The 12838-nt window shown below is 33.8% G+C and carries 14 protein-coding genes; all 14 read left to right on the forward strand.

What is annotated here, in order from left to right; all coding sequences use genetic code 11:
• The first annotated feature begins 341 nt into the window (after window positions 1-341).
• The 14 genes from J5A73_RS01720 (at window position 342) to J5A73_RS01785 (ending at window position 12826) form a co-directional block, all read left to right on the forward strand.
• A complete protein-coding gene (locus J5A73_RS01720) occupies window positions 342-623 on the forward strand; it encodes a VRR-NUC domain-containing protein (RefSeq protein WP_211616080.1) in 282 nt (93 codons plus the stop codon).
• Window positions 624-643: 20 nt separating this feature from the next.
• The gene (locus tag J5A73_RS01725; RefSeq protein WP_211616082.1) at window positions 644-2023 is read left to right on the forward strand and encodes a DEAD/DEAH box helicase; all 1380 of its coding nucleotides are present in this window, start codon (window positions 644-646) and stop codon (window positions 2021-2023) included.
• The gene (locus J5A73_RS01730) at window positions 2024-2521 is read left to right on the forward strand and encodes a hypothetical protein (protein WP_211616084.1); all 498 of its coding nucleotides are present in this window, start codon (window positions 2024-2026) and stop codon (window positions 2519-2521) included.
• A gap of 9 nt (window positions 2522-2530) precedes the next feature.
• A complete protein-coding gene (locus tag J5A73_RS01735; RefSeq protein WP_211616086.1) occupies window positions 2531-3037 on the forward strand; it encodes a sigma factor-like helix-turn-helix DNA-binding protein in 507 nt (168 codons plus the stop codon).
• Window positions 3038-3217: 180 nt separating this feature from the next.
• Entirely contained in the window at window positions 3218-3622 is a 405-nt protein-coding gene (locus tag J5A73_RS01740) for a terminase small subunit (RefSeq protein WP_249069336.1), read from the forward strand.
• 1 nt (window position 3623) lies between these two features.
• Window positions 3624-5066, forward strand: a complete 1443-nt coding sequence (gene terL / locus J5A73_RS01745) for a phage terminase large subunit (protein WP_249069448.1) — start codon at window positions 3624-3626, stop codon at window positions 5064-5066.
• 12 nt (window positions 5067-5078) lie between these two features.
• On the forward strand, window positions 5079-8036 hold the full coding sequence (locus J5A73_RS01750) for a DUF935 family protein (protein WP_211616092.1): 2958 nt from the start codon (window positions 5079-5081) through the stop codon (window positions 8034-8036).
• Complete coding sequence (locus J5A73_RS01755) at window positions 8015-8230, forward strand: hypothetical protein (protein ID WP_211616094.1); 216 nt, start codon at window positions 8015-8017, stop codon at window positions 8228-8230. Before J5A73_RS01750 ends, J5A73_RS01755 begins: the two co-directional genes overlap by 22 nt.
• 45 nt (window positions 8231-8275) lie before the next feature.
• A complete protein-coding gene (locus J5A73_RS01760; RefSeq protein WP_211616096.1) occupies window positions 8276-8770 on the forward strand; it encodes a phage virion morphogenesis protein in 495 nt (164 codons plus the stop codon).
• Between the two features lie 457 nt (window positions 8771-9227).
• The gene (locus J5A73_RS01765; protein WP_211616098.1) at window positions 9228-9407 is read left to right on the forward strand and encodes a dihydrolipoamide acetyltransferase; all 180 of its coding nucleotides are present in this window, start codon (window positions 9228-9230) and stop codon (window positions 9405-9407) included.
• Window positions 9408-9517: 110 nt separating this feature from the next.
• Window positions 9518-10366, forward strand: a complete 849-nt coding sequence (locus J5A73_RS01770) for a Rha family transcriptional regulator (protein ID WP_249069337.1) — start codon at window positions 9518-9520, stop codon at window positions 10364-10366.
• 81 nt (window positions 10367-10447) lie between these two features.
• Window positions 10448-11413, forward strand: a complete 966-nt coding sequence (locus J5A73_RS01775) for a hypothetical protein (RefSeq protein ID WP_211616100.1) — start codon at window positions 10448-10450, stop codon at window positions 11411-11413.
• Between the two features lie 12 nt (window positions 11414-11425).
• Complete coding sequence (locus tag J5A73_RS01780) at window positions 11426-11803, forward strand: hypothetical protein (protein ID WP_211616102.1); 378 nt, start codon at window positions 11426-11428, stop codon at window positions 11801-11803.
• Between the two features lie 18 nt (window positions 11804-11821).
• A complete protein-coding gene (locus J5A73_RS01785) occupies window positions 11822-12826 on the forward strand; it encodes a major capsid protein (RefSeq protein ID WP_060917196.1) in 1005 nt (334 codons plus the stop codon).
• Window positions 12827-12838 lie beyond the last annotated feature (12 nt).

Consider the following 12838-nt stretch of genomic DNA (forward strand, 5'->3'; position numbering starts at 1 on the left):
CCTTTTTAGTAGTTTTGTTGCTATTTTTCAAAAGATTGTTGCCGCCACAAATCCTTATAAAACAAGAGTTAGAACCTAAAACATCAAAAAATTAAAAAAAGATTGTAGCCATACTTTGTAGCCAATAAAACCCTTTATTTATGGTACTTACTATATAATTTACTACAAAATATATAAAAAACCCTATATAGAATTTTAAAATAAAGGAGAAATATTAATATATATTTAATAATACGCGTATATTCCCCTTTAATTTAACATCTCTATACGCGCGCGCGGAGATTGTAGACATTTTTTTAGGAACTCGAATTAATGAAAATTAAATTTATTTGGAGGTAGAAATGCTAGAAAAAGAAATTGAAAATTATTTGGCAAAAGAAATAAAAAAAGTAGGTGGACTGTGCTATAAATTTGTGAGTCCTGGCAATGCCGGAGTACCTGACAGGCTTTGTATACTTAATAACGGAAGAGTATTCTTTGCGGAACTCAAGGCACCTGGTAAAAAGCCAAGACCGTCGCAGAGTAAGCAGATTTTGAGGATAAGGCAATGCGGACAAACGGTTTATGTCATAGATTCAAAAACTCAAATCGACTTTATAATCAAACAAGAACTACAAAATTAGAAGGGGGGGGAGAATATATCATGAAATTTGTGCCGCACAATTACCAAAAATACTGTATCGACAGAATTGTGAATGGCAAGAGCGTAGGATTAATGCTTGATATGGGACTTGGGAAAACGATAATAACCTTGACAGCGATTAACGAACTGAAGTTCAATATGTTTGAAGTTGATAAAGTTCTTATTATAGCACCGAAAAAAGTTGCAGAAAGCACCTGGTCTGGTGAAATTGAAAAATGGGATCATCTGAAATATTTGAAAATATCAAAAGTTTTAGGGAGTTTAACTAAAAGGATAAAAGCACTGAACACAATTTCCGATATTTACATAATCAATCGTGAGAATGTATCTTGGCTTGTTGAATATTATAAGAATGAGTGGCCATTTGATATGGTTGTAGTTGACGAGTTTTCAAGTTTTAAGAATCATGCGAGTAAAAGATTTAAGGCTTTGAAGCTTGTGCTTGGGAAAATAGACAGAGTTGTTGGGCTGACCGGGACTCCAGCACCAAACGGGCTGAAAGATATTTGGTCTCAAATTTATTTACTGGATAGAGGGGAGCGTCTGGGGAAAAACATAACTGCCTTTCGGGATAAATTCTTTGATTACAGAAGCTATGGAAGTTTTGGGGAATACTCCTTAAAGGAAGGAGCAGATTCAAGTATAAGAAATAAGATTGGAGATATTTGTATAAGCATGAAGGCTGAAGATTATCTGGAACTTCCCGATATAACTTATAATGCGATTCCAGTAACATTGGATAATAGATCCTTGAAGAAATATGAAACTCTGGAAAAGGAATGGCTTTTGTCTCTAAACGATATAGAAGCCATAGATGTGGCAAATGCGGCAGCACTTACAAATAAATTGTTGCAGCTGTCAAACGGAGCAGTTTATGACGACGAGAGAAATATTTATGAAATTCATAATTGCAAAATTGAAAGATTTTTAGAGCTTGTGGAAGAACTAAATGGAAAATCAGCATTGGTTTTTTATAATTTTAAACATGATTTGATTAGGCTGAAAGATGCATTGTCAAAATTAAAGCTGGAAGTTAGGGAGCTAAAAACTCCTGAAGACGAAAAAGATTGGAATGCGGGGAAGATTGATATACTTCTGGCACACCCAGCAAGTGCGGCATATGGACTTAATTTACAGACAGGTGGGAACCATATAATATGGTTTGGTCTTAACTGGAGCTTGGAGCTTTATCAGCAGGCAAATAAAAGGCTTCACAGACAGGGGCAGAAGGAAAAGGTTATAATCCATCACCTTGTAACACAAGATACAAGAGATGAGGATGTAATGAAAGCATTACAAAGTAAAGGCGATGTTCAAGATGAATTATTGTCTAGTCTAAAAGCTAGAATTGAAAAATATAAAAGAGAAGAGGAGAAATAGATGGAACAATGGGAAATGATGGCTAAAATGGTCAAGGAATTTTATTTGGCTTTCAAGCAGGAAGAATTTTTAAATAAGGATATGGCAGAAGAGAGAGGTCATTTAAGAGATTTACTGCTTATGGAAGAGAAAACGGAGTACATGAAAGCAGAGATAGAAAATGATACGGTGGGGAAACTAGATGCAGTTGTGGATATGGCTTATGTGTATATAGGAACATTATTAGAGCAATGTAAAGGAAATGTCGACCTTGTTGCAAGGATCTTATACTTTGATACGATGGATCCTGAATTGATTGGGATTTTTAATAAAATTGAAAAAAATAATTTTAATGGGATATTTCTTTTGGCATTTAAAGAAGTTCATCGTTCTAATATGACGAAATTAGATAAGAATGGTCAACCTGTTTATTACACAAAAGGAGTTAAAAAAGGTAAAATAGGAAAAAGTGAACTGTTTGAAGAACCGAAGTTAAAAGAAATTATTGAAGGAGAATAAAAAAAATATATGAACGAAAAAGACATAGAAAAAATTGCGGATAAAATATTTGAAAAGATGGAAAAAAGAAAATCGGGGGATAAATACACGGAGACAGAGGCAATGCTTAGGTCTTATCCGCTTTATAAAATTAATTTAAAAAGAAATGAGGATGAAATAACACAAATAAAAGAAAAAGGATTAATGGCAATAAAATCAAAACCTGTTTTTTCTGAAAATATAAAAGGTGGGGCTGTTAAAATTGAAGGAATTCCTGAGAAAGAACTAAATAGAATTGAATATTTGGAAGAAGAAAACAGAAAACTGGAAAAAAGAATTTTTAGGGTGGAAGATGCTTTGAAATATTTTGAAAGAGATAAATATTTTAAAATTATCGAATTGAGATATTTTAAAAATTTTACTATAGAGGAAATATCGGAAGAAATAGGAGTAACTGAGAAGACTATAGGAAAAAATAGAACGAGATTGGTTGAAGGAATACAGTATTTACTCTTTCCGGAAGTTTTACTTGACTAAAATTACCTTTTGACTACCTTTTTAGTACCTTGACTATACCTTTTTTTATGGTATAATATGTTATATTGAGATTTTTGGAAATTGACAATCAATGTCAATGACCAATGGATTTGATTAGCTATATTAGGAATTAAGACAGTTTAAAAGCTGTCTTTTTTTGTTGCAAAAAAGGAGGCGGTAGTGTTGAAATTAAATGCAAGGCAGAAAGCTTTTTGTGAATATTACGTAGCTAGTGGAAATGCTACTGAATCCGCAATAAAAGCTGGATATAAAGAAAGATATGCAAGACAGAATACACCTAAATTACTACGAAATACGACATTGGTGGGATATATAAAAGAATTACGAGAAAAAACTAAAACTAGCAGGATAATGACTGCTATTGAAAGAAGAGAATTTTTGACGGAAGTTATTAAAAATGGAAAAGAGAAAATACAGGACAGGTTAAAGGCTTTGGATATTTTGAATAAAATGGACGGTGAATATATTGAGAAAATGCAGTTGTCAGGACAATTAAATACTAATCCTTTTTCTGGACTTACTATCGAAGAGTTAAGAGCGTTAGCTGGTGGTAAGGGTGGATAAGATGGAAATGATACAGCTGGAAGCAACTAAGGAGCTTTCACGACGGAATTTGCTAGATTTCCTTATTTTTGATGGGAATGGAAGATATAAAAATTCTAGGCATATACAGTTTTTGACTGATAAGGCTCAGCAGTTTTTGGAAGATGTGAAAGCTGGTAAAAGTCCAAGACTTTATATTTGCATGCCGCCACGACATTCTAAATCGGAAACTATGACGAAGAAATTTCCTGCTTGGATAATTGGGAATAATCCTGACTATGAGATTATAATCGCGAGTTATTCAATGGATTTGGCTAGAGATTTTGGGAAAATAGCAAGAGATACTTATAGGGAGCACAGTAAAAATGGGACTGGGATTTTTAATAATATCATCGACAGGGATAAGAGTGCTGGTGATAACTGGGGAATTTCAGAACATCGTGGTGCTGTTGTGAGTACAGGTGTCGGAGGAAGTGCAACAGGTAAGGGGGCACATATTGCGATTATTGATGATCCGTTTAAGAATAGGGAAGACGCTAACAGTAAACTTCAAAGAGACAAGGTCTGGGCCTGGTATCAGTCAACTATTCGGACAAGATTGGCACCTGGTGGAGGGATTATAATTATCCAAACCAGGTGGCATGAGGATGACTTGGTCGGTAGAATTTCTAAGGAGATGGAAAGCGGTACTGGAGAAATTTTTGAGAGTATTGTGCTTCCAGCGATTGCCGAAGAAAATGATATTTTAGGAAGAAATGTTGGGGAGGCATTATGGGAAGAACGGTACGGATTGAAAGAACTTAAAAATATTAAAAAGGCGATAGGTAGCCGTGAATTTGCGGCACTTTATCAGCAGAGGCCCCAAATTGAAGACGGCGGACTTTTTAAACGGCAGTACTTTAAATATTTTGATATTGATAATGACTTCATCAAAACTTCTGATAAAAATGTAAATGTGAAAGATTGCTTTTATTTTCAAACAATAGATACCGCTATGAGTACTCGAAAAAATAGTGATTATACGGCAATCGCTACTTTTATGTGCGACAGGGAATGGAACTTGTATTTAATTGACTTAATGCTAGAAAAATTAGAAGTTCCTGACCAATGGAATGTGATTAAGGAATTTAGGAATAGATATAAGTTGAGATTTCAAGCCATAGAAAGCAAAAGTAGTGGTATTGGGATAATTCAGCAGGCAAACAGAGAGGGAATGCCCTTAAAGGAGTTGAAAGCCGATACAGATAAAATGACAAGGGCCTTGAACATATCGGTTATGTTTGAAAATGGGAAAGTTTATTTCAATAAAAATTTAGATAAACTTTTTGAACTTGAAGAGGAACTTTTGAAATTTCCAAATGCTTTGCATGATGACGCTGTTGATGTGTGCAGTTATGCGGGCGTTGTTATAAATGATTTGATTCAAAATTCAAAAAGATATATTAGAAAATTTATAAGTGTATAGAAAGGAGGAAATGTGAGTATCAGGGAAAATGTAGTAAGTGCTTTGGTAAAAGAAATAATATCGCTTGGTTCGGTTTCTTATAGTGGGGATATTGACGATGAAACATTGCAGAAGATGTTGGCTGATGTCGATGTGGCACAGGCTATACAGCTTATGACGCAAAGTGTGACATCTAAAGAGTGGAAAATTGAGACGGATATGACTGAGTATCTGGAAACAGCTGAAAGTATTCAAGAAAGATTTAATAATTTTAATATGGTTAAACTTTTGGAAAATGTGCTAAGAGCGGAAATATATAAGAAGTCTATATTTGAGATTATATACGGAAAAGATGATACAGGTGGAACAGTAATTGATGATTTGGTACTGTTGCCGAATAAATATATAAAATATAACAAGGATAACGGTTGGATGATTAAAACTCGTGATAGTGAGATTGTTATTGCGAAAGAACCCAACCGTTTTTTAGTTTGTGTTAATGAAGAAAGACTGGATAATTTACAGGGAAGTTCAGATTTGTTGCCGCTTGTTCCAGTATTCAAGGCTAAAGAGCATTTGGAGAGTAAGTTAAATGCGATTATAGAAAAATATGGGGACATTATAACGGTATTCGCTTATGAACCTGCTGTTGAAACAGATCCGCCAGAAGTTATTAAAGCTAGGCAAAAAGATGTAGAAGCACAGGCTAAAGATTTAAAAAATGCTAAAGGTAAAGATGTGCTGGCAGTACCGAGTGCTGGGGAGAAATCACTTGATGACTTCATAAAATTTATTAAATTAGATGATTTGAAACCTGAAATCTATCAGGAATTGTTGAGCGAGAAGTCAAAAGCAGTGCAAAGATATTTGCTTGGAAGTACATTAGTAGTTGGAGTGGATGGAAATAGCGGTAACAGGGCCTTGGGTGAAGTTCATAAGGAACAGCAAAATTATAAGATAGAATCTAAAGTCAAAAAGATTAGGGACTGGATTCAAAAACTTATTGAGCTGGATTCTGTCTTGTATGGGTACGACCCCAGCAAGTTTTATTTTAAGTTTGTCGAAGAGATTGACGAAAAAGAAACATTGGAGCTGGAAGATAAGAAAGCGAAAACTATGACTGAGAAAGTGAACTCGATAGTTAAAATTATGGAGAGCGGATATGCCTTCACTAAAGATAAGATAGCAGAAATGCTGGGCGTGGATGTGATTGACTTGGTGGAAGTAGAGAAGGCTGAAGTAAGTGAGTTCGCCAAAGGTAAAAAAAAACTGAACATCAATAAAATAAATGAGAAACGAAAATTAATTGAAAGGAATCAGGCTAGATTTGACAGATTTGTTGAAAATAATTTTAAAAGATGGCAGAAGGATGTATTGAAAGCTGTACGAGAAAAGATAGAAAAAGCTAAAGATATTTCAGATTTCTATGACTTGAACTTTAACTATGAAAATATACTGGAAGATTTAATGCTGATGTCGACTTTGCAGGGATTTGACAATGCCGCTATGGTCGATAACGGAGTAACAGAATTTGCAAATACTAGAACCAAGACAAAGAATGCCGCACTTGATAATTTTCTGAAAAAACATCCCGCCTTATACACTGATGTGGAAAAAGAAATGGATTATTCAAGGCAAAAGTATTTTTGGATAAAGAAGGTCACGGATGTCAATGTGACAGAAAAAATATTTAAGCAGATGTCGAATACACTCGAGAATGGCGGAACATTTAAAGACTGGAAAAAAGATGTTGATAAAATACTGTCAGAGAGCGGATTAAAGCTAAATGAGGGATATTTAAAAACCGTATTCAGAACAAATATGAATCATGCCTACAACGCTGGTATTCATTTGAAGGTTGACAAGTACAAAGAGCGTTATCCATATTATCGCTACTGCGGTATCTTAGATGGAAGAGAACAGCAGCACACAAAGGAACTTGACGGGAAAATATTTAAAGTGGGAACGCCTGAAGCTGACAAATACTTTCCGCCAAATGGATTTAATTGCAGATGTTATACCGTATCCTTAACTGAAGATGAAGTAGATCCGAGTGAAGTTGTAAGCGGTGATGACATTGGCTTGGATGTGGGAAGTTTTGCGGATAATATAGGCGATGTTGGCTATATAGAAACACTTGAGAATAGTTATAGGCAAAAGGTGGAAGCATTTGCTGATAAGTTTGACATTCCTGATTTTGTAGTTGCCAAACCATTGAAAAAAGATGGCGATAGTAGTATAATTGACTCGATAAAGACAGTTAAAGAAGCGAATAGCTATGCTGAAAAAGTATTGAAAGTGAAAGCGGATTATACTGGTATTGATGTACGTTGTGCTAATGAGTGGAATCGTGGACTTGCGGCTATGAAAAATAAATATCCAGAAGTTGCAGAGCAAATTAAATTTGTTGGAAGTATGCAAAAGAGAAATGAATTATTGGAAGCAGAATTAAAAAATTATGCTAAGAATAATAAATTGACAAAAGGCACTAAAGAATTGCTTGATTATGTTTTAGGAAAATTGAATATAAAAAGTAATCGAACAGCGGAATCTTTTCATGTTACTAGACTAGGAAATAATCCAGATGAGAATGAAATTATAAAAATAGTAAACAAGTATGCTGGAATATCATTGAACTCAAACTATTATAATAATTATGATAATGTTATTGCTGAAAGAAAAAGACAAGTAACTAACGGATGGAAACCTGTTGGCTGTGATACAATGAAATCTATATTTGATCATGAGTTTGGACATCAAATTGATAAATTACTGGGTATTTCTAAATCCAAAGATGTAAAAAAATATTTTGAAACCAATAAAACGGTAATATCAAAAAATCTTTCCAAATATGCAACTGTAAAAGTCGAGGAATTTATAGCTGAAGCATGGAGTGAATATAAAAATAATCCAAAACCACGAGAAATTTCAAGAAAAGTAGGTAAATTTATAGAAAGGTCGTGGAAAGAGTGGCAAAAGAAAAATTTATAAAGGATTTGGAAGAGGCTTTAAAGAGAGCTGAAGAGCGAGATTTTGATCCAGAAGAAACTCAGGAAGAAAGAAATGCGAGATTTGATAAAATGACACCAAAAGAGAAAGCGGAAGCAATAATTGCTGAAGTATTTGAGTTTAGTGGTGAGGGATTTCTAACAGAGGAAGAAGAGAAAGAGTGCACATACGAATAATGATAAAAATTAATCACAGGATGTAAAAAATTCTGTGATTTTTTTATGAAAGGACTTATTATGAGAATTACTATAACAACCAATCTCGATAGTGCGGGTTCCAGTTTTAAGGAAAGACTTGGAAGCGTCAGTAAGGAAGAAATGTTTGACGAGATAGCATTTTATATGGAAAATGAAATGCGAAAAAGGTTTGACAGCGGAACAGATTATCAGGGAAATGCGTGGGCCTCTTTGAAAATCAGAAAAGGGAAACCGCTTAATGACACAGGAATGCTTAAAGGCTCTTTGGGGACAGCTGCGATAAAGGGAAACAGTATTTCAATATTCAGTAATTTAGTTTATGCAGGGATTCACGATAGAGGTGGAACTATAACGCCTAAGAATGCTAAAGTTCTGCATTTTAAAGTTGGCGGCACTGATTACTTTGCTAAATCGGTAACTATTCCTAAACGGCAGTTTAGTGGTATCAGTGATAAAAATAAAGAGGATTTGAAAAAAATTATTAATGATTATCTTGTTAGTAAGAAATTATTTTTATAAATTTATCTATTTGTTGCATTGATTTTTAAAGGGTTTGTAAAGGGGAGAGAATTTTCTCCCAGCTTTTAAAAATTCAAAAAGACGAGCTTTTAAAGGTGGGGTCAAAATTAACCCCAGTTAATACAGGATTTGGAATTAAAGAAACTATGCTACTAGAACTTGACTATTTGCCAATTAAAATTACTTGAAAAGAGCTGGATATGTAAAAATCGAAAAATCAATCGGCTCAAATTTCAGCCGATTTAGTCTCCACAGATTTGTGGAGATTTAACTGACCCAGATTTGGGTAGATTAAAATTACAATCCATACCAAAAGTAGAAATCTTTGTTGAAACTCTGGTAAATTCAGAAAGCTCAAATTTGAGCTCTCTAATTTTAATAGAAATTTTATAAAAAAGTTCTTGACTTTTCCGTACGTAAATGTTAATATTAGTTATCGTACGGAAGAGGTGAGAATATGGAAGAAAAAATTATGAAAAAAGTAAATTTTAATAAAGGAGGTGCAGGTGGATATACCCCAAGAATAACATTGAATAGTAAATGGGTTGAAGATATGGGTATAACTAGAGAAGATAATGAAATAGAGGTAAGATACAATAAAGAAACAAAAGAAATCATAATAAAAAAGGCGAAATAAAAAATCCTCTCTCTCGTAACGAAAAAGAGGATATATACATATAATGTATTCGCCAATACCATTATACTATATATTCTCTTAAAAAACAAATATTTTTAGGAGGAAATTTAATGGAAAACATTATGGATTTAGTAAAAATTGAAAGAGATAAAAATTACGGGTTGGTTGTCAGCAGTAGAGTTATTGCGAAAGGGTTAGGGAGAAGACACAAAAATGTTATAAGAGATTTGGAAAATATACTTGAAACCCCCGTAAATTCAGAGAACCCAAATTTGGGCTTTCTGATTTTCCCTAATGAATACAGGGTTTCTAATCAAAAGAGAAAATATAAAGAATATCTCTTAACCAAAGATGGATTTATTCTTTACATGTTCAACATTCAGGGGCATAACAAGTTTAAAATTTCATACATAAATGAGTTTAATAGAATGGAAAAAGCGTTAAATGAGAGAAAAGAAAATGAAACAAAAGTAATCCAAATTGAAGCACCCAAGAAATTAACATTTAGGGGAGAAATTGTTATTACATTGTCTCAGCTATCAGAGATTCTTGGAAAGGACAGGGAAACTATAGGAAGCAAACTGGAACACAAAAATGTAATATCAGGTAATGACTTGAGAGAGTTCAAGTCTGAGAATCAGGGGAAGAAATACATGTCCTGCTTGACAATACTGAACAAGGATGAGGCTGTTCAGGTTGCTGAAAGGATTAAAAATGTCAGCGAAGAAAGTAAACAAGAACTTATGAGATACTTCATTCCTGATATGGAGAGCATTAAGGACAGCAGACATTGGAGAAGAATAAAAGATATGCAGAGCGAGTTATGTGTATCTGGAAAGGTATTCTTTGCTGAAGTGAAGAAATTGGAAGAAAGTATTGAAAAACTTAAGGAATTAAAAATGCAAATTCTTGCATATATCCAATTTATGAATTATGACATTCACGAATTAGAGAAATAATTAAATTTTACAAAGGTCACGATTATTAATTTAGTCGTGATTTTTTATTATATAAATTTTTTGAGAAGAAAGGAGCAAAAGATGTCTTTTGTACTATTTAAAGCTGGGGATTACGGCAATAAGGGCAAATGGGATAATAAGCATTTGGCTAGTCTTGTCAATAATAAGAAAGAGCTGGATATAATCCCTTATCATACAAGCGAGTTTACAAAACTTGGAGTATTGAGAAATGAAATTCCGGTTATTGGGAAGTTCAAAGATATAAATATTAAAGGCGATGAGATAGTTGCTGATAATGTTGAAATCTTTGACAGAAAAGAATTTAAGAACCGTAAGGTCGACAGGCTTTCTGTTGAGATTGAAAATGGGGAGATAACTCGTGTTGGTGCACTTCCTGTTGGGGTTGAACCTGCTGTCAGCAATAGCGGAAGTTTTGCCGATGGAGAGTTTTCTCAAGGATTTGAGATGGATTGGATTAATCAAAATAATATAATTGAATTTAGCAACGGTGGAAGTGCCGAAGGTAAAAATAATAATGGAGGGAAAAACGGAATGAATTTTGAAGAATTTTTGAAAAAATTGTTGGAAGCTGGAAGCGAAGACAAGATAAAAGCGGTCAATGAAGTATTGAAAACCTTGTCTGAAGAAGAATTGAAAAAAGTTGAGATTCCAAAAGACAAAGGGTCTGATAAAACTGAAGACGAAATTAGAGCGGAAGTTAAAAAAGAGTTTGCAAGGGAGCAGGAAATAAGAGAATTTATGTTGAAAAACTCCAATAAAATAACACCTGCCTTGAAAAAATTAGGTATTGAAGAATTTGTTAAACAATCTTTTGAAAATAATGACGGCATTATTGAATTTTCTGTAAACGGCAATAATCAATCAGTTAAGTCGAGCGATATTTTATCTAAACTTTTTGAAAACTTGCCAAGTTTTGGTGGGCATAAGCCGCTGGAGTTTAGCAGCGATGATGACGAAGTTTCAAGACAGCAGCAAATGATAGTTGATGAAATAGCGGGATACAAAGCTAGAAATAATATTAAATAAGGAGTGGTGGATGTGAAAAATAGAGTTAAATTTTATGGTGAAGATAAGAAAAAAGATATTGTGCTAAATGAGTTTTTTCCAAGAAAAACGGTTACATTGGCACAAGGTGAAGTTATAAAATACGGTCAGGCATTAGTTTATGATACAACTACTGGGAAATATAAGAAATATGATTCCAGCACACCTGGAGGTAAGTTGCCAAAAACTTTTTATGTCGGTGCGGATGAAGATGTGGATGCGACAACTGAAGATGTTAAGATTCAAGTTGTAAGAGCTAGTGATATTGATGGAAAACTTGTTGTTGGAGTGACCGATACAGATTATGCGGCACTTGATAACCTGGATAAATACGGAATAAATGTAAGATTTGATAATATTGAAGCAAAATAACAGAGGAGATGATTATAGATGTTAAACGATATACAATTAAAATTAATGGCTTTATATGCGGTTGTAGAGCCGAAGGTGCAGACGCACTATCTGGACAGATTTGGAAATGCAAATCCTGAATATATGAGCGACAATGAAACTATTCTTTTAAAAGATTTGAATGATTACTTGGTTGAAGCAAGTATTATTGAGCGTGGGAGCGAGATTCCTTTCATAAAGGTAAATGGTATGGAAAGTATGGCAATTACGCCTGATATTGTGGCCGCTTCTTATGAATTAAAACCTATTATGAATGGAGGAACTGCTACCTTTATTAATGGTCAAATGGTTGATCCGCAAAAATATCAGGAAGACAGATTGCTTTTAAAATTGAAAAATGCGATGTTGAAAACTAAGGAAAAAATGGCTGCTAATGCTTTCTTGCAAGGGAAATATGTTCAAGCAAATTCTCAAACTGAAATTGATTTTAAATTCAATAATCCAATTGCAAAAGATGCCAAGAAAATTAATAACTGGGTTACTTTTTTCTTTGACATAATTGATGACTATGAGAAAAAAAATGGAGTAATGCCGGACAGAATTGAATTAGGGAGAACTTTATTTGATAAGTTAATCAAAAACAATGAATTTATTGAAGTTGCAAAAGCCTATTCCAATTCAATTGGATTATCTGCTGATGAAAAACAAGTTTATTTAGACTTGCTAGGACAAAGAATTTCTAAGTTGAGAACTGCTCAAGACTTTAATGGCAGAGATATTGCAACTGACAATATGATTTATTTATCAAATGACAATGCCTTAGTTCCTGTATTTGCGGCACTTGAAGCGGTGGATGCAACAGGAAAACCTTTTGTATTTGTTGGACAGGAAATTCTGGATGAAACAGCTGCCAATAAAGAGACTGCAAGAGCTAAAATGTTCTGCAAATCAGCATTTGCTCCAGTAGTTGCTATTAAAGATTTTATTGTCAGATATGAAATTTCTAATGTGGACAGCATCGCCATTGTTCCCAACTCAAAATAGGAAGTGATTGAT

It is taken from the genome of Leptotrichia sp. oral taxon 218 (assembly GCF_018128225.1).
Taxonomy (GTDB): Bacteria; Fusobacteriota; Fusobacteriia; order Fusobacteriales; family Leptotrichiaceae; genus Leptotrichia.

Bases quoted from the DNA above. Each gene is read 5' to 3' on its own strand.
- J5A73_RS01720 (WP_211616080.1), top strand. From the start codon at position 342: ATGCTAGAAAAAGAAATTGAAAATTATTTGGCAAAAGAAATAAAAAAA.
- J5A73_RS01725 (WP_211616082.1), top strand. From the start codon at position 644: ATGAAATTTGTGCCGCACAATTACCAAAAATACTGTATCGACAGAATT.
- J5A73_RS01730 (WP_211616084.1), top strand. From the start codon at position 2,024: ATGGAACAATGGGAAATGATGGCTAAAATGGTCAAGGAATTTTATTTG.
- J5A73_RS01735 (WP_211616086.1), top strand. From the start codon at position 2,531: ATGAACGAAAAAGACATAGAAAAAATTGCGGATAAAATATTTGAAAAG.
- terL (WP_249069448.1), top strand. From the start codon at position 3,624: ATGGAAATGATACAGCTGGAAGCAACTAAGGAGCTTTCACGACGGAAT.
- J5A73_RS01760 (WP_211616096.1), top strand. From the start codon at position 8,276: ATGAAAGGACTTATTATGAGAATTACTATAACAACCAATCTCGATAGT.
- J5A73_RS01765 (WP_211616098.1), top strand. From the start codon at position 9,228: ATGGAAGAAAAAATTATGAAAAAAGTAAATTTTAATAAAGGAGGTGCA.
- J5A73_RS01770 (WP_249069337.1), top strand. From the start codon at position 9,518: ATGGAAAACATTATGGATTTAGTAAAAATTGAAAGAGATAAAAATTAC.
- J5A73_RS01775 (WP_211616100.1), top strand. From the start codon at position 10,448: ATGTCTTTTGTACTATTTAAAGCTGGGGATTACGGCAATAAGGGCAAA.
- J5A73_RS01785 (WP_060917196.1), top strand. From the start codon at position 11,822: ATGTTAAACGATATACAATTAAAATTAATGGCTTTATATGCGGTTGTA.